The sequence below is a fragment of the Glycomyces niveus genome, from assembly GCF_017592475.1.
GTDB lineage: Bacteria > Actinomycetota > Actinomycetes > Mycobacteriales > Micromonosporaceae > Glycomyces > Glycomyces niveus.
Genome location: NZ_JAGFNP010000001.1, coordinates 327,355 through 343,157, shown reverse-complemented (window position 1 = coordinate 343,157; position 15,803 = coordinate 327,355). Strand labels below are relative to the sequence as shown.

General features: G+C 70.7%; 13 protein-coding genes. 8 read left to right on the top strand and 5 right to left on the bottom strand.

The features are described from left to right. The first annotated feature begins 118 nt into the window (after positions 1–118). Positions 119–1,894, top strand: a complete 1,776-nt coding sequence (locus J5V16_RS01625) for a bifunctional metallophosphatase/5'-nucleotidase (protein ID WP_208494199.1) — start codon at positions 119–121, stop codon at positions 1,892–1,894. A 51-nt stretch (positions 1,895–1,945) separates the two neighbouring features. Here the strand turns inward: J5V16_RS01625 and J5V16_RS01620 are convergent, their stop codons facing one another. After that, positions 1,946–2,599: an NADPH-dependent FMN reductase gene (locus tag J5V16_RS01620; protein WP_208494198.1), complete on the bottom strand. Its 654-nt coding sequence runs from the start codon at positions 2,597–2,599 to the stop codon at positions 1,946–1,948. Positions 2,600–2,780: 181 nt separating this feature from the next. Here J5V16_RS01620 and J5V16_RS01615 point away from each other — a divergent pair, with 181 nt between their 5' ends. Beyond that, the gene (locus J5V16_RS01615; protein WP_208494197.1) at positions 2,781–3,971 is read left to right on the top strand and encodes a M20 metallopeptidase family protein; all 1,191 of its coding nucleotides are present in this window, start codon (positions 2,781–2,783) and stop codon (positions 3,969–3,971) included. A gap of 56 nt (positions 3,972–4,027) precedes the next feature. Here the strand turns inward: J5V16_RS01615 and J5V16_RS01610 are convergent, their stop codons facing one another. After that, complete coding sequence (locus J5V16_RS01610) at positions 4,028–5,419, bottom strand: GntP family permease (RefSeq protein WP_208494196.1); 1,392 nt, start codon at positions 5,417–5,419, stop codon at positions 4,028–4,030. A 51-nt stretch (positions 5,420–5,470) separates the two neighbouring features. After that, a complete protein-coding gene (locus J5V16_RS01605) occupies positions 5,471–5,974 on the bottom strand; it encodes a gluconokinase (RefSeq protein WP_208494195.1) in 504 nt (167 codons plus the stop codon). A gap of 148 nt (positions 5,975–6,122) precedes the next feature. On the opposite strand from J5V16_RS01605, the gene J5V16_RS01600 reads away from it, so the two are divergent. From J5V16_RS01600 to J5V16_RS01590, 3 genes are all read left to right on the top strand, one after another. Then, positions 6,123–6,827, top strand: a complete 705-nt coding sequence (locus J5V16_RS01600) for a FadR/GntR family transcriptional regulator (RefSeq protein WP_208494194.1) — start codon at positions 6,123–6,125, stop codon at positions 6,825–6,827. An 89-nt stretch (positions 6,828–6,916) separates the two neighbouring features. Next, positions 6,917–7,360, top strand: a complete 444-nt coding sequence (locus J5V16_RS01595) for a DUF4383 domain-containing protein (RefSeq protein ID WP_243900568.1) — start codon at positions 6,917–6,919, stop codon at positions 7,358–7,360. A 442-nt stretch (positions 7,361–7,802) separates the two neighbouring features. Further along, positions 7,803–8,870 carry a hypothetical protein gene (locus J5V16_RS01590; protein WP_208494193.1) on the top strand — a complete coding sequence of 356 codons (1,068 nt, stop codon included), beginning with the start codon at positions 7,803–7,805 and terminating at the stop codon, positions 8,868–8,870. A gap of 110 nt (positions 8,871–8,980) precedes the next feature. Here J5V16_RS01590 and aceB read toward each other — a convergent pair whose 3' ends face one another. Both aceB and aceA read right to left on the bottom strand, forming a co-directional pair. Next, the gene (gene aceB / locus J5V16_RS01585; protein WP_408612358.1) at positions 8,981–10,570 is read right to left on the bottom strand and encodes a malate synthase A; all 1,590 of its coding nucleotides are present in this window, start codon (positions 10,568–10,570) and stop codon (positions 8,981–8,983) included. Positions 10,571–10,679: 109 nt separating this feature from the next. Continuing rightward, positions 10,680–11,993, bottom strand: a complete 1,314-nt coding sequence (gene aceA / locus J5V16_RS01580) for an isocitrate lyase (RefSeq protein WP_243900567.1) — start codon at positions 11,991–11,993, stop codon at positions 10,680–10,682. A gap of 130 nt (positions 11,994–12,123) precedes the next feature. Here aceA and J5V16_RS01575 point away from each other — a divergent pair, with 130 nt between their 5' ends. The 3 genes from J5V16_RS01575 (at position 12,124) to J5V16_RS01565 (ending at position 15,734) form a co-directional block, all read left to right on the top strand. Next, positions 12,124–13,755 carry a helix-turn-helix transcriptional regulator gene (locus tag J5V16_RS01575; protein WP_208494191.1) on the top strand — a complete coding sequence of 544 codons (1,632 nt, stop codon included), beginning with the start codon at positions 12,124–12,126 and terminating at the stop codon, positions 13,753–13,755. A 24-nt stretch (positions 13,756–13,779) separates the two neighbouring features. Further along, positions 13,780–14,577 carry a metallophosphoesterase family protein gene (locus J5V16_RS01570; protein ID WP_208494190.1) on the top strand — a complete coding sequence of 266 codons (798 nt, stop codon included), beginning with the start codon at positions 13,780–13,782 and terminating at the stop codon, positions 14,575–14,577. A 317-nt stretch (positions 14,578–14,894) separates the two neighbouring features. Beyond that, positions 14,895–15,734 carry an alpha/beta fold hydrolase gene (locus tag J5V16_RS01565; protein WP_208494189.1) on the top strand — a complete coding sequence of 280 codons (840 nt, stop codon included), beginning with the start codon at positions 14,895–14,897 and terminating at the stop codon, positions 15,732–15,734. The last annotated feature ends 69 nt before the right edge of the window (positions 15,735–15,803 follow it).

The window sequence follows — 15,803 nt, the reverse complement described above, 5'->3', positions numbered from 1 at the left end:
GCGAGATCGTTTCGCGATCGACATCCCCAGTTCAAGATGGGGTCATGGGATGACACCCGGATTCGAGTGCAATACTCCTCACATATTCCCCGGACACCCCGTTAAGGAGCGACCCCATATGACCGTCAACCGCAGGACCCTGCTCGGGGCATCGGCCGCCGCGGGGGCGGCCGCTGCCGTCGCAGCGGCCTCGCCCGCCGAGGCGAAGCCCGCCAAGCGATACTCCTTCACCGTGATGGGCACGACCGACCTCCACGGCAACGTCTTCAACTGGGACTACTTCGCCGACAAGGAGTACGCCGACGCCGCCGGCAACACCCGCGGCATCGCCCGCATCGCCACCCTCGTCGAGCGGGTCCGCGCCGAGAAGGGCCGCAAGAACACCCTCCTCATCGACTCCGGCGACACCATCCAGGGCACGCCCCTCGCGTACTACTACGCGCGCGTCGACCCCATCGTCGCCGAAGCCGGCCCCGTCCACCCCATGGCCCAGTCCATGAACGAGATCGGCTACGACGCCGCCGCCCTCGGCAACCACGAGTTCAACTACGGCCTTGACACCCTCCGCAAATTCGAATCCCAGCTCGAGTTCCCCCTCCTGGGCGCCAACACCATCGACGTCGCCACCGGCGAACCCGCCTTCCCGCCCTACCACATGGCCCGCCTGCGCACCGGCTGCGGCAAGGACGTCAAGGTCGCCATCCTCGGCCTCTGCACCCCCGGCGTCACCATCTGGGACAAGGCCTACGTCGACGGCGTCCTCGAGTTCCCCAGCCTCGAGTCCGAGGCCGCCCACTGGGTGCCCAAGCTCAAGGCCATGGGCGCCGACGTCGTCGTCATCTCCGCCCACTCCGGCACCTCCGGCAAGTCCGCGTACGACACCTCCACCGGCCTCGGCGTCGAGAACGCCTCCGCGCTCGTCGCCCAGCAGGTCAGCGGCATCGACGCCATCCTCGTCGGCCACGCCCACGTCGAGATCGAGGAGCTCCGCGTCGCCGACCCCGACGGCCACGAGGTCGTCCTCTCCAACCCGCTCTGCTACGGCCAGCGCCTCACCCTGTTCGACTTCGACCTCGTCCTCGAGAAGGGCAAGTGGAAGGTCGAATCGGTCAAGGCCTCGATCCTCAACTCCAACGAGGTCGAAGAGGACGAGCGGATCGTCGCGATCCTCTCCGACGAGCACAACGAGGTCGTCACCTACGTCAACCAGGTCGTCGGCCAGGCCGCCATCGACCTCGACACCGCCGAGGCGCGGTACAAGGACGAGCCGATCATCGACCTCATCACCAAGGTCCAGGAGGACACGGTGAAGGCCGCGCTGGCGGGCACCGCGCACGCGGACCTGCCGGTGGTCGCGCAGGCCTCGCCGTTCTCGCGCACCTCGGTGATCCCGGCCGGGGACGTGCGGATCAAGGACCTCTCGAGCCTGTACATCTACGACAACACGCTGGTCGCGAAGCTCATGACGGGCGCGCAGATCCGCGACTACCTCGAGTACTCGGCGCAGTACTTCGTGCAGACCGCGGCCGGCGCCGCGGTGGACCCGAACGCGATCACGAACGCCGAGGGCCGCCCGGACTACAACTACGACTACGTCTCGGGCTTCACGTACGAGATCGACATCGCCAAGCCGGCCGGCTCGCGCATCGCGAACCTGAAGTTCGCGGGCGCCGAGGTGGACCCCGCGCAGCGGTTCGTGCTCGCGGTCAACAACTACCGGGCGAACGGCGGCGGGAACTTCCCGCACGTGGCGGCGGCCGAGGAGCTGTGGAGCGAGTCGATCGAGATCCGCACCCGCATCATCGAGTGGGTGACCGCGAAGGGCGCGCTCGACCCGGCCGAGTTCGCCTCGGTGGACTGGTTCCTGACCCGCGAGGGCACGCCGGTCTTCTAAGGGACGCAAGCGAAACGGCGCCTCGGGCTGCGAGGCGCCGTTGTCGCGCGCTCACTCCATCTGGACGCGGTCGATGGCCGGGTCGGGCCGCTCGCCAAGGAACTCGACCCAGGCGTGCTTGACGCACGGGAAGACCACGGCCGCCTCGACCAGCTCCATGAACCCGGCGACGTTGTCGTCCAGGCGCTTGGCGAGCGGGTCGTCGGCGATGCCGCCGTCGTCGCCGAACGCGGCGTGCGCCGCGGCGAGGGAGAACATGTCCGGGTAGACGCGGGCGCCCAAGTGCTCCAACGGGACGCGCAGCGCCCACAGGCCCCGGTTGCCGCCGGCCATGGACGGCGAGGCGGACATGACGAGCACCTGCCGCTGGTGGAGCGGGTGCGGGCGCATGCGCGAGACCCAGTCGATGAGGTTCTTGACCGAGCCGGGCACCGAGGCGTTGTACTCGGGGCAGGCGAGGATGAACGCGTCGGTCGCCTCCAGCCGCTCCCGGAACGCCTCGGCGCCGGCCGGGATGCCTTCGGCCGCTTCGAGGTCGCCGTCGTAGACGGGGACGGGGAAGTCGGTGATGCGGGTCCGCTCGGCGATGCCGCCGTTCGTCTCGACCGCCGCGGCGGCCAGCGCCGCGAGGCGGCCGTTGTACGACCCCTGCCTGCCCGAACCGGACATGACCAGGTATCGCATGGGCCTGATCTCGGCCGCCATGGCCGCTCCCCTCTCCAGCGGTTCCTGAGCTCCTCATGCAGGTGTAGCGGACGGGCGGGGGCGTCGCGGCACGATCCGGGAAATACCCTTCCGGCGTCGTATGCGCGCGTGGCAATATTGCGGCAGCGGACGGGCTTGCCGCCCGGCTAGTAACGACCGTCCCCCGAAGCCAGGAGCGCACATGGACTTCCGTGAAGAGGCCGCAGCGATCGCACCCGAGCTGATCGCGCTGCGCCGCGAACTGCACCGGATCCCCGAGATCGGGCTCGACCTCCCCAAGACGCAGGCGGCCGTGCTCGCGGCGCTGGAGGGCCTCCCGCTGGAGATCACCCTCGGGAGGACCTCGACGTCGGTCACCGCCGTCCTCCGCGGCGGCAAGCCCGGCCCGGTCGTGCTGCTGCGCGGCGACATGGACGCCCTGCCCGTCACCGAGGAGACCGGCCTCGAGTACACCTCGCAGCACGTGGGCACCATGCACGCGTGCGGCCACGACATGCACACCGCCGGGCTCGTGGGCGCGGCCCGGCTGCTCTCCGCGCACCAGGCTGAACTGGCCGGCGACGTCGTGTTCATGTTCCAGCCCGGCGAAGAGGGCCAGGACGGCGCGGGCCACATGATCGCCGAGGGCGTCCTCGAAGCGGCCGGACGCAAGGCCGACGCCGCCTACGGGCTGCACGTCATCTCGGACATGGTGCCGCGCGGCGTGTTCACGACCAAGGCCGGGCCGATGATGGCCGCGTCCTCGGGCCTGTTCGTGAACGTGGTCGGCAAGGGCGGGCACGGCTCCCGCCCGCACTCGACGCTCGACCCGATCCCGGTGGCGGCCGAGATCGTGACCGCGCTGCAGACGCTCGTCACGCGCCGGTTCTCGACGTTCGAGCCGATCGTGATCACGGTGGGCACCTTCCACTCGGGCACGAAGTACAACATCATCCCCGACAACGCGCGGTTCGAGGCGACGGTGCGCACGTTCTCGGAGGAGGCGCTGGCGCAGGTCGAGAAGGAGTCGGTGCAGCTGGCGGAGGACATCGCGGCGGCGCACGGGCTGACGGCCGAGGTGCGGTTCGACCGCGAGTACCCGGCGACGGTGAACCACGCCGACGAGGCGGCGTTCGTCGAGTCGACGGTGGAGGATCTGTTCGGCGCGGAGCGGTACCTCGAGATGCCCTTCCCGGTCATGGGCTCGGAGGACTTCTCGCGGGTGCTCGAGAACGTGCCGGGCAGCTACATGTTCTACGGCGCGACGATCCAGGACGACCCGGACCAGGGCGCGTCCAACCACTCCCCGCGCGCGGCCTTCGACGACTCGGTCCTCGCCGACGGCGCGGCGCTGCTGGCGGAACTCGCCGTGCGCCGCATGGCCCGCGGCTAGCGCGAAGCGGTCGGCGGGACACCTCGCGTCCCGCCGACCGCGCATCCCCGGTGCCGCTAGGCGGCGGCCGCCAGGGCGAAGATCAGCGAGGCCCCGGCGAAGCCCATGAGGCCGATCGTGGTCTCCATGACCGTCCAGGTCTTCAGGGTCGTCTTCACGTCCATGTTCAGGAAGCGGCCCACGAGCCAGAACCCCGAGTCGTTGACGTGGCTGACCATCACCGAGCCGGCGGACATCGCGAGCACGATCGCGGCCAGCTCGACCGCGTTGTAGCCGTTCCCGGCAACGATCGGCTGCACCAGGCCCGCCGCCGTCGTCAGGGCCACGGTCGCGGAGCCCTGGGCGACGCGCAGCGCGGTCGCGATGAGGAACGCCGCCACGATCACCGGCAGGCCGATGTCGGAGAGCGCGCCCGAGAGCGCGTCGCCGATGCCGCTGGCGCGCAGCACCCCGCCGAACATGCCGCCCGCGCCGGTGATGAGGATGATCGCGCAGACCGGGCCGAGCGCCTTGTCGAGCAGGTCTTCGATCCAGGCGCGGGTGCGTCCGCGCCGGGTGCCGAGCACGAAGCTCGCCACGAACACGGTCGCCAGGAGCGCGATCGGCGTCGAGCCGAGCGCCCGAGCCACGCTGAACCAGGCGGCGTCCGCGTCGATCCAGCCCGCCGAGCCGGCCGTGTTGAGGCCGGTGTCGAAGAAGATCATCACCAGCGGCAGGAGCAGCAGCAGGATCACCGTTCGCGCCCGGGGCGGGTTCTCGACGTCGTCGGCCTGCGGGCCGCCGGAGAGCACGTCCGGGACGGGCAGCTCGATGCGCTTGCCGACCCACAGGCCGAACAGGTAGCTGGTCACGTACCAGGTGGGGACGGCGATGAGGAGGCCGAGCGCCACCACGAGGCCGACGTCGGCGCCGAGCAGCGTGCTCGCCGCGACCGGGCCGGGGTGCGGCGGCACGTAGATGTGCATGACCGAGAACGCGCCGGCCGCGGGCAGCGCGTACTTGAGGACGCCGCCGCCCAGGCGCCGCGCCACCGCGAAGATGATCGGCAGCATGACGACGAGCCCGGCGTCGAAGAAGATCGGGAACCCGAAGATCAGCGAGGCCACGCCCAGCGCGAGCGGTGCCCGCCGCTCGCCGAACTTCGCGATGAGCATGTCCGTCAGCGCCTTCGCGCCGCCGGAGACCTCGACGAGCCGGCCGAGCATCGCGCCCAGGCCCACGAGCAGGGCGACGCTCGCGAGGGTGGCGCCGAAGCCGCTGGTGAGCGTCGGGATGAGGTATTCGGCCGGGATGCCGGTCGCGAACGCGGTCAGCGCCGAGACGGTGACCAGGGCGAGGAACGCGTGGACGCGCAGCCAGATGATGAGCACCAGCAGGAGCGCGACGGCCCCAGCGGCGATGCCCAGGAGCGGTGCCGCTCCGAGGGTCTGTGTCCAGTCCATTTCCATGGGTGAGAGCTCCTTTGCTTCACGGAGGGTGTGAGGGTGCGCTGCGGGGCGCTAGCGGTCGAGGCCTTCGCAGACGGTCTCGACGATTCGCGAGGGGGAGGCGGCGACGTCGACGGTGATGCCGTCCTCGTCGTCGCCGAGCGGTTCGAGGGCGGCGAACTGGGAGTCGAGGAGGCTGGGGGGCATGAAGTGCCCGCTGCGGGAGGCCATTCGGGCGGCGATGACCTCGCGGGTGCCGCTGAGGTGGACGAAGCGGACGCGGGCGCTCGCCTCGCGGAGGAGGTCCCGGTAGGAGCGCTTGAGCGCCGAGCAGGTGACGACCGAACCGCGTCCAGCCGCGTCGTGCTCGCTGATCCAGTCCCGGAGGGCCCGGAGCCACGGCTCCCGGTCGGCGTCGGTCAGCGGGACGCCCGCGCTCATCTTGGCGATGTTCGCTGCCGGATGGAACTCGTCGGCCTCGGCCATGGGCAGGCCGAGCCGATCGGCCAGCAGCCGCGCCACGGTGCTCTTGCCCGAGCCAGCAACCCCCATGACCACCAGGCAGGTCGTCGCCATGGACCCCTCCTCATCGAAAGGTAGTACTTAATCCACGGAAAGGTAGCACCAATTGCCCAGCGCCGCAAACACCGGCCGTATAGGATTCGGGCATGGGCGACAGGCGCAAGGAGACAGGACACCGGGACCGCCGGCGCGGGGCGACGGCATGATCGAGCGCCGCCAGACCGGCACCGGCCTCCACGACCCCGTTCTCGAGAAACTCGGCATGGAGATCGCCGCAGGCGAGCTCCCGCCCGGGCACGTCCTCACCCTCGACGGCATCCAGGAGCGGTTCGGCGTCTCCCGCACCGTCGCCCGCGAGGCCATGCGCGTCCTCGAATCCATGGGCCTCGTCCAGTCCCGCCGCCGCGTCGGCATCACCGTCCGCCCCACCGCCGACTGGAACGTCTTCGACCCCAAGGTCATCTGGTGGCGCCTCTCCGGCCCCGCCCGCGGCGCCCAGCTGCGCACCCTCACCGAACTGCGCATCGCCGTCGAACCCCTCGCCGCCGGCGCCGCCGCCCGCGCCGCCACCCCCGCCCAGCGCTCCCGCGCCGTCGAACTCGCCGCCACCCTCCGCCGCCTCGGCGAGGCCGGCGAGCTCACCGAGTTCATGGAGCGCGACGTCGAGTTCCACGGCCTCCTGCTCCAGGCGAGCGGCAACGAGATGTTCGCCGCGCTCGCCGACGTCATCGCGGCGGTCCTGCGCGGCCGCACCCAGCTCGGCCTCATGCCGCACAAGCCCGTCCCCGAGGCCATGGACCTGCACGACGCCGTCGCCGCGGCCGTCGCCGGCGGCCGCTCCGCCGAGGCCGAGACCGCCATGAGAGCGCTCCTGGTCGAGGTCCGCACCGCGATGCTCCCCGGCTGAGTCCAACTTCCCGACTCACACGGTGTGGAAACCGCTTGAAGCGGGTACTCCCCCGCCGATCTCCCGGCCCAACGATGAGGGAGGCGGAGATGTCAGACACTCGCATGGAGGCGACCCGCGGACGGGCGCCCGTACAAGTCGTGACGATGGTCGTCGCGCTGGTGTTCGTCCTGGTCGGCGTCCTCGGGTTCATCCCCGGGGTCACCACCGACTACGACTCGCTCACCTTCGCCGGCCACCACTCGGACGCCGAGCTCCTCGGGATCTTCGCGGTCTCGGTGCTCCACAACATCGTCCACCTGCTGTTCGGGATCGTCGGTTTCCTGATGGCCCGCACGGCGAGCGGATCGGTGACGTTCCTTATCGTCGGCGGCGTGATCTACCTCGTGCTCTGGTTGTACGGGGTGCTCATCGACCTCGACTCGAGCGCGAACTTCGTGCCGGTCAACGACGCCGACAACTGGCTCCACCTGGCGCTCGCGGTCGGCATGATCGGCCTCGGCGCCGCGTTCGCCCGAAGCAGCCGAACCTGACGCGGCCGCTTCACCCTGCCGCGCCGAGCCGGCTCCCGCACCGGCTCGGCGGCAGGTCCCCCTATGTCCCCCGCCCCTGCAACGCGGCCGCCGCTCCGGCGCCGCACCCCCGTTGTCCGGTCCGGCGATTTCCTTCGTGCGCATCGCCACACCCGGCGCTTTGCAACTTGCTGTAGTACATCACGCGTCACATACCCAGAAAGGTTTCCACGACACCCGCACGGCAGCAGCAGTCCCACACCCCAGCAGTCCCTTTTGGCACACGCACCCCCGGCACTGACCACCGGAAATCGCCCCGATCCCGTCCGACCGGACCGTATTTGGGCAGCGACACGGCGTTTCTCCTGGTCTGACCAGTGAGGCACGGTCAGTAACCGCCTAGCATGTGCCACAACACCACCCCGGCCCCCTGGCCGCGACACCACCGCAGATCGGACCAGCCATGCCCGAGTTCACCCCGGTGCGATTGCCGCATTACGACGGCCAAGGCCCGCACTCGCTCCTCGCCGATGTCGCCGCCTGGACCGGCTCCGAGCCGATGCACCGGCTCCTCGCCCTCTTCGGCGGCAGGCTCCCCGGCAACGGCACCGCCGACGACCTCGCCTACCTCGAGGCGTTCTCGGCCGACCACTGGGACTTCCGCGCCGGGCGCGAACGCCACGAGACCGCGCCCCAGCCGCTCGCCCCCGAGCACGAGCACGCCGCCACCGCAGCGGCCCTCGCCCTCGGCCTCGGCGCCGCCGCGACGCCGCGCCTGGCGCACTACACGCACGTCCTCGTCCTCGGCGGCCTCGTCGCCTCCTGCGTCTTCCGCACCCGCTTCGCCGCCGAGATCCTCGCGAACGGCGTCAGCGCCGACCACGTCACCGGCGTCGGCGGCTTCCGGCCCCTCGGCGGGGCCGACCTCGAATCGGCGGCCCTCAGCGGGATCGACTGCGGCGGTTTCGAAGTCGACGCCATCGAGGCGAGCCTCAAGCGCGCCTTCGACCTCGCCGGGAACCCCCGCGTCGACGAAGGCGGCGACCCGCTGCGCGACCCGGGCCGGGCCTGGAAGGTCGCGACCTACACGGCCGGGCGGACCACCGTCCGCGCCGTCGCCGCGCCGTCATCGCAGCCCGGCCGCCGCCGCGCCGACACCGTCGACACCTGCCGCTTCTGGGCCGACCGCGTCGTCGACCTCGCGCCCGGCGACAGCGTCCTCGTCGTCACCTCCGCGCCCTACACCGCGTTCCAGCACTGCGACGCCATCACCCACATGGGGCTCCCCTACGGCTGCACCGTCGACACCGTCGGCGTCGACCCCGCCACCCTCCCCGAGCCCCACTTCCGCAAGCGGCACACCGCCAGCGGCTACCTCCAGGAGGTCCGCTCCGCGATCCGCTCCATGCGCCAGCTCTACCACTCCGCCTACGCCGCGGCCCAGACCCCGATCCGCCCCGTCGAATCCGCGGCGGGCCGACGTTTAACGCTGGACCGGCGCGTCGACCGCCGCCGGTGGAGCGAACCGTAAAATATCGAGTCCGATGTATATCTGTTGCGCGCCTTGGACATGGGCACAGCGGGGCCGGCCCGTGCGGGTACGGGCCGGCCCCGCTGCTTCAGGGGCTGGTGCCGAGGCGCTCAGTGGCCGTTCGCGAGGAACCTCGTGTAGGCCGGGATCGTCAGGAACGTCGGGTACGCCTCGCCCAGCGCGCATTCGGCGAACACCGAGAGCGCATCGTCGAAGCGGTCGCCCTCGAACCGCTCCATGCGGGCGAACTCCTCCTTGAGCAGCCGCTCGACCCAGCCGCGCGTGACGGTCCGGCCGTCATCCGTGGCGGCCTCGGCGTTGATCCACTGCCAGATCTGCGAGCGCGAGATCTCCGCGGTCGCGGCGTCCTCCATGAGGTTGTTGATCGCGGCCGCACCGTTGCCGCGCAGCCACGACTCGATGTACCGGACGCCGACCTCGAGGTTCTTGCGGATGCCCGTCTCGGTGATCTCGCCGGGCGTGGCGGCGACGTCGAGCAGGGCCGCCGCGTTCGGCACGACGTCCTCGCGCTGCTTGTCGATCTGGTTGGGCAGGCCGCCCAGGGTCTCGTCGAAGACCGCCATGGCGACGGGCACGAGGTCGGGGTGGGCGACCCAGGAGCCGTCGAAGCCGTCGTCGGCCTCGCGGGTCTTGTCGGCCCGCACCTTCTCCAGCGCGATCGCGTTCGCCTCCGGGTCCTTGCGGCTGGGGATGAACGCGGCCATGCCGCCGATCGCCGAGGCGCTGCGCCGGTGGCAGGTGCGCACGAGCAGTTCGGTGTAGGCGCGCATGAACGGCGCGGTCATCGTCACCTGGTCGCGGTCGGGCAGGACGAAGCGCGGTCCCCGCTCGCGGAAGTTCTTGATGACCGAGAAGATGTAGTCCCAGCGGCCGGCGTTGAGCCCCGACGAGTGGTGCCGCAGCTCGTACAGGATCTCCTCCATCTCGAACGCGGCCGTGATGGTCTCGATGAGCACCGTGGCGCGGATCGTCCCCTGCGGGAGCCCGAGGAGGTCCTGGGCCATGGTGAACACGTCGTTCCACAGCCGCGCCTCGAGGTGCGATTCGAGCTTCGGCAGGTAGAAGTAGGGGCCGCGGCCGAGCTCGATGAGGCGGTGGGCGTTGTGGAAGAAGAACAGCCCGAAGTCCACGAGGGACCCGGCGACGGGGACGCCGTCGACGCGCATGTGGAGCTCGGCGAGGTGCCAGCCGCGCGGCCGCACGATGATCGTCGGCAGGTCGGTCAGCGTTTCCCCGGTGAGCCGGTACTCCTTGCCCTGGGCGCTGGTGAAGTCGATGCGCCGCTCGATGGCGTCGCGCAGGTTGACCTGCGCGTCGATCACGTTGCGCCAGTTGGGCGTCGAGGAGTCCTCGAGGTCGGCCATCCAGCACTTCGCGCCCGAGTTGAGGGCGTTGATGGTCATCTTCCGGTCGCAGGGGCCGGTGATCTCGACGCGGCGGTCCTCCAGGCCCGGGGCGAGGGTGGCGACGCTCCAGGAGAAGTCCTCGCGCACGTCCTCGGTCTCGGGCAGGAAGCCGGGGTCGACGCCGTTGGCGATCTTGGTGCGGCGCTCCTGGCGCAGCTGCAGCAGCTCCTGGCGGCGGGGCGCGAACGCCCGGTGGAGGGCGGCGACGAACGCCAGCGCCTCCGGGGTCAGGATCTCGTCCTGGCGGTCGACGGCGGGCCCGTTGACCGCGATCGCCGCATCGGTGCGGGTCTCGGTTTGCGTAACCACGTTGGTTCTCCTTATGTGGCAGGACGGGGTCCGGTGTCGCGGACCCCGTCGCAGCGGACAGGTCGCAGGGCAGCTAGTGGAATTGTCCCGCTTCGGTGGAGCCCGCGAGCGCGAGCGTCTCACTTTGGGGGTTGAGCGCGGCGGTGACGCGGTCGAAGTAGCCGGTGCCGACCTCCCGCTGGTGCTTGGTGGCGGTGTACCCGCGCTCCTCCGAGGCGAACTCGCGCTCCTGGAGCTCCACGTAGGCGGTCATGCCTTCGCGGGCGTAGCCGTGGGCGAGGTCGAACATGGAGTGGTTGAGCGCGTGGAAGCCCGCGAGGGTGATGAACTGGAAGGTGAACCCCATGGAGCCGAGTTCGCGCTGGAACTTGGCGATGGTGTCGTCGTCGAGGTGGCGCTTCCAGTTGAACGACGGCGAGCAGTTGTAGGCGAGCATCTGGTCGGGGTGCTCGGCCTTGACCGCTTCGGCGAAGGTGCGGGCGGCCTCGAGGTCGGGCGTGCCGGTCTCCATCCACAGCAGGTCGGCGTAGGGCGCGTAGGCCTTGGCGCGGGCGATGCACGGCTCGATGCCGTTGCGCACGCGGTAGTAGCCCTCGGCGGTGCGGTCGCCGGTGATGAACGGGTGGTCCCGTTCGTCCACGTCGGAGGTGATGAGGGTGGCGGCCTCGGCGTCGGTGCGGGCGATGATGAGCGTCGGGACGTTCTCGACGTCGGCGGCGAGCCGGGCCGCGTTGAGGGTGCGCAGGTGCTGCGAGGTGGGGATGAGCACCTTGCCGCCGAGGTGGCCGCACTTCTTCTCGGAGGCGAGTTGGTCCTCCCAGTGGACGGCGGCCGCGCCGGCGCCGATCATGGCCTTCATGAGCTCGAAGGCGTTGAGCGGCCCGCCGAAGCCGGCTTCGGCGTCGGCGACGATGGGCACGAGCCAGTCCTCGACGGACTGGACGCCTTCAGAGGCCTCGATCTGGTCGGCGCGCATGAGCGCGTTGTTGATGCGGCGCACGACCTGCGGGACCGAGTTGGCCGGGTAGAGCGACTGGTCGGGATAGGTCTGGGCGGCGAGGTTCGCGTCGGCGGCGACCTGCCAGCCGGAGAGGTAGATGGCGTGGAGGCCGGCCTTGACCTGTTGGACCGCCTGGCCGCCGGTCATCGCGCCGAGGGCGTGGGTGTACCCGCCGGTGGCGGCGTCCTCGGTGAGCCGGGACCAGAGGCGCTCGGCGCCGCGGCGGGCGAGGGTGTGCTCTTCGGTGACGCGGCCGCGGAGGCGGACGACGTCCTCGGGGCTGTAGTCGCGCACCGTGTTCGCCCAGCGCTCGTCGGAGGCCCACTCGAGGGCCAGCCGTTCGGCGGTGAGGTCGAGGTTCTCGCGGTCGCGGTTCATGTCGTTCATCGTCGGCTCCGAGCATTCGGGGCCGCAGCAGCGGCCATTACTTGCAGGTAACCACAATCTTTCACTTGCCGCGCGGCCTGAGTAGCGGTTCCGGGTGGAAAGATCGACAGTTCTTCGCAATACTGGGGAAATGACGAACCTGCCCGCGAACGGCCCCGGCCCAGGCGCGAACGACGCCCAGAGCACAGGCGGTGGCAGCGGTAACCCGCGCCCGGCCACGCGTGCGAAGCACACTCGTGTCATTGCGAAGAACGGCGATTCCTCGGATCCGGGGGCCGCCCACCGCCCGTGGGGCGCGGCCGAGGCGGCCGAACTGGCAGCCGCCGACGACCACACCGTGGACCTCATCAGCCTCGGCAAGCAGATCCGGCACCTGCGCAAGCAGCGCGAGATGAGCCTGGACGACCTGGGCGCGGCCGTCGGCTCCGCCGCCTCGCAGCTCTCCCTCATCGAGAACGGCAAGAAGGAGCCGAAGCTCTCGATGCTGCGGGCCCTCGCCCGCGCCCTCGGCGTCTCCTCCGACGAGCTGCTCGGCGCCGAGCCCCCGAACCGCCGCGTCGCTCTCGAGATCGCCCTCGAACGCGCCCAGCGCAGCGCCCAGTACCAGGCGCTCGGCCTGCCGAACGTCAAGCCCTCCGGGCGCACCCCCACCGAGATCCTCGAAGCGCTCGTGGGCCTCCACCGCGAGGTCGAACGGCAGGTCAACCTCCACACCGCGACCCCCGAGGAGGCCCGCCGGGCCAACACGGAGCTGCGTCGGCGCATGCGCGACAAGGACAACTACTTCGGCGACATCGAGGCGGAGGCCCGCACCCTCCTCAACGGCGTCGACTACGCCGGCGGGCCGCTCTCCCAGCACCAGATCGCCGACCTCGCCGCGTATCTGCGGTTCACGCTGCACCACGTGGACGACCTGCCGCACTCCACCCGCTCGGTGACCGACCTCAAGCACCGCCGCATCTACCTCACACAGGTCGGCACCGGCGCCCACGACCCGCGCACCGTGCTGCTCCAGGCGCTCGCCAGCCATGTGCTGCAGCACGACGTGCCGCGCACGTACCTGGAGTTCCTGGGCCAGCGCGTCGCCACGAACTACCTCGCGGCGGCGCTGCTCATCCCCGAGTCGAGCGCGGTGGCGTTCCTGCGGCAGAAGATGACGGGCAAGGAGATCGCGGTCGAGGACCTGCGCGACAACTTCGCGGTGTCCTATGAGGCGGCCGCGCACCGCTTCACCAACCTCGCCACGCACCACCTGGGCATCCGCACACACTTCCAGAAGGTCCACAAGTCCGGGATCATCTTCAAGGCCTACGAGAACGACGACGTGGCGTTCCCGGCCGACCCGACGGGCGCGATCGAGGGCCAGCCGGTCTGCCGGTACTGGACTAGCCGGCAGGTCTTCGACGTGCCCGACAAGTTCAACGCCTTCAACCAGTACACGGACACCGCGACGGGCACCTACTGGTGCACCGCGCGCACCGAGCGCAGCGCGGACGGCCTGTTCTCGCTGAGCATCGGCGTCCCGTACGAGGCCGCGAAGTGGTTCCGCGGCAAGGAGACCAAGGCCCGCTCGGTGTCGAAGTGCCCCGACCCGGACTGCTGCCGCAACCCGCCGCGCGCCCTCGCCGAGTCCTGGGCCGGGCAGGTGTGGCCGACCGCCCGGGCCGCGAGCTCCCAGCTCGCGGCGATGCCGCTGGGCTCGTTCCCGGGCGTGGACGAGACCGAGGTCTACCAGTTCCTGGAACGGCATTCGAAGGACTGACGTTCCGGTGGAACACTTGGGCGCGTGCATTCCTCCCTCGAGCGCATCGCGCTGGTCTCCGACGTCCACGGCAACCTCACCGCGTTCCAGGCGGTGCTCGACGACATCGCCGCGCGCGGCGTGACCCGGGTCTTCAACCTGGGCGACACGGTCGGGAAGGGACCGCGCGGGGCCGCGTGCGTCGACCTCTCGCGGGAGCGCTGCGAGGTGCACGTCCAGGGGAACTGGGAGGCGTCGCTGACGAATCCCGAGCGCTTGGCGGGCTTCCCGATCGCGGCATGGTGGCGCGACGAGCTCGCCGAGGAGCAGGTGAAGTGGCTGCGGGACCTGCCGCTCTCGCACGACTTCCTGATGAGCGGCAAGCGGATCCGCGTCTTCCACGCCTCGCCTCAGAGCGTGTACCACCGGGTGTTCTTCGACCACGGCGAGGCCGAGTTCCTGGGCATGTTCGCGAACACCGAGGCCACCGGCGACGGCCCTGCTCCTGACGTCGTGGCGTACGGCGACATCCACGACCCGTACCTCGAATCCAACCGCCACGGCCGGACCCTGGTCAACGTCGGCAGCGTCGGCAACGCCCTCGACGACCCCACCCCGGGCTACGTGATCCTCGAAGGCGTCCCCGATTCGACCGGACCCGCCCCGTTCTCGATCCAGTTCGTGCGCGTCGCCTACGACCACGAATCCGAAATCGCCTTCGCCCACCGCTCCGGCATGCCCGAAGCCGACGTCTGGGAAGTCGAACTCCGCACCGGCGTCTACCGCGCCACCCACCGCGAAGGCCGCAAACCCGCCTACCACCGCCACAACTGCACCCCCTAAGCCACCCCTCATCCCCCAACCACGAACACCGCTCACATGTCACACCCCCATGAGACCGTGGACCTTTTCGGTTGGTCGGAAGGCGGATGCGGGTGGGAAGGGGCACGCCCTACGCGCCCGCGCGGCCGCCCCGCGCGGCCGCCACCCGCACTACGCAGCGCCGCGAGCCCCGCACACCCACGCGGCGCCCGCGCGAGATCGGCACAGGCGCGCCGCGAGACCCCGGCGCCACGCGCGGCCGAGTGCAGCGAGTGCCGGGCGCCGCGACTGCCGCCCGAAGCACCGACCGCGATGCCGGCCGGTGCGACAATGCCTCCATGACACCGACGTTCGTCCTCATCCACGGCTCCAACGCCAACTCGTTCTCGTGGGCGCCCCTCCAGCGCGAGCTCGCCCTCCTCGGCCACCGCTCACTCGCGGTCGACCTGCCGGGGCACGGGTTCGAGGCGGGCGTCCCCTCCGCGTACCAGACCCAGGACGCGGCGGAGCTGGCCGAGGCCACGTCGAACCTGGTAGGCGTCGGGCTCCAGGCGAACGTCGACCACATGGTGTCGATCCTCAAGCGCGCCAAGGAGCACGGCCCGGTCATCGCGGTCGCCCACAGCCGCGGCGGCGTCACCCTCACCGCCGTCGCCAACCGCCATCCCGAGCTCATCGACCGGCTCGTCTACGTCTCGGCCTGGTGCTGCGTCGACCACACCCCGGGCGAGTACATGCAGCTGCCCGAGGCCGCCGCGTGCGTCCTCGACCAGGTCGCGGGCGTCGCCGCCGCGAACCCGGGCCGACTCGGCGCGGTCCGCATGAACTGGCGCACCGCCGACCCCGTCCTCCTTGCGGCCCTGAAGGAAGCGCTGCTCGCCGACGGCGGCGACGACGAGTTCCGCGTCTTCCTCAGCACCCTCACCCCCGACGAGAGCCTCGACGCGGGCGGCCCGGGCGACCGCGCCGACGCCGCGACCTGGGGCCGCCTCCCCCGCAGCTACATCCGCATCACAAAGGACACTTCGATTCCCGTCGAGCTGCAGGACCGCTTCATCAAAGAGGCCGACGCCCTCACACCCGGCAACACGTTCGACGTGCACACCATCGAGACCAGCCACGTCGGCTTCCTCGTCCGCCCCGAGAAGGCGGCCGCGATCCTCGCCGGCATGGCCTGACGCCGCGCAGTGGCACACCGCGTGCCAACTTCGCACCGGTTCGGCGGCGCAAATGCCGCCGAACCGACC

Bases quoted from the DNA above. Each gene is read 5' to 3' on its own strand.
- J5V16_RS01565 (WP_208494189.1), top strand. From the start codon at position 14,895: ATGACACCGACGTTCGTCCTCATCCACGGCTCCAACGCCAACTCGTTC.
- aceA (WP_243900567.1), bottom strand. From the start codon at position 11,993: ATGAACGACATGAACCGCGACCGCGAGAACCTCGACCTCACCGCCGAA.
- J5V16_RS01600 (WP_208494194.1), top strand. From the start codon at position 6,123: ATGATCGAGCGCCGCCAGACCGGCACCGGCCTCCACGACCCCGTTCTC.
- J5V16_RS01605 (WP_208494195.1), bottom strand. From the start codon at position 5,974: ATGGCGACGACCTGCCTGGTGGTCATGGGGGTTGCTGGCTCGGGCAAG.
- J5V16_RS01620 (WP_208494198.1), bottom strand. From the start codon at position 2,599: ATGGCGGCCGAGATCAGGCCCATGCGATACCTGGTCATGTCCGGTTCG.
- J5V16_RS01610 (WP_208494196.1), bottom strand. From the start codon at position 5,419: ATGGAAATGGACTGGACACAGACCCTCGGAGCGGCACCGCTCCTGGGC.
- J5V16_RS01625 (WP_208494199.1), top strand. From the start codon at position 119: ATGACCGTCAACCGCAGGACCCTGCTCGGGGCATCGGCCGCCGCGGGG.
- J5V16_RS01615 (WP_208494197.1), top strand. From the start codon at position 2,781: ATGGACTTCCGTGAAGAGGCCGCAGCGATCGCACCCGAGCTGATCGCG.
- J5V16_RS01575 (WP_208494191.1), top strand. From the start codon at position 12,124: ATGACGAACCTGCCCGCGAACGGCCCCGGCCCAGGCGCGAACGACGCC.
- J5V16_RS01590 (WP_208494193.1), top strand. From the start codon at position 7,803: ATGCCCGAGTTCACCCCGGTGCGATTGCCGCATTACGACGGCCAAGGC.
- J5V16_RS01595 (WP_243900568.1), top strand. From the start codon at position 6,917: ATGTCAGACACTCGCATGGAGGCGACCCGCGGACGGGCGCCCGTACAA.